Origin of the sequence: Micrococcus sp. Mcc89, from assembly GCF_024519795.1 — a bacterium.
Taxonomy (GTDB): domain Bacteria; phylum Actinomycetota; class Actinomycetes; order Actinomycetales; family Micrococcaceae; genus Micrococcus; species Micrococcus luteus.
The window spans coordinates 1-214 of sequence record NZ_JALJRI010000031.1 but is presented as its reverse complement, the minus strand read 5'-3'; the positions used below and the strand labels follow the sequence as shown (position 1 = coordinate 214).

The following is a 214-nucleotide window of genomic DNA, read 5'->3' as shown; positions in this document are numbered from 1 at the left end:
TCCGTCGCGGCTCGGGCAAGCGTCCTGGCCCTGCCGTTCATGATGATCTGGTTCGTCGTGAGTTCCGCGCTGAGAAGCCGAACCAGCTGTGGCTCACGGACATCTCAGAGCATTGGGCCGGGGATTCCAAGCTCTATCTCTGCGCGGTCAAGGACGTGTTCTCGAACCGGATCGTGGGCTACTCGATCAATCGGCGGATGAGCTCGCAGCTGGC

1 protein-coding gene is annotated in these 214 nt (G+C 61.7%); it reads left to right on the top strand.

From position 1 onward, the window contains the following. The coding region (locus NR072_RS04745; RefSeq protein WP_373021467.1) for a DDE-type integrase/transposase/recombinase at nucleotides 1-214 on the top strand (214 nt) is incomplete at both ends.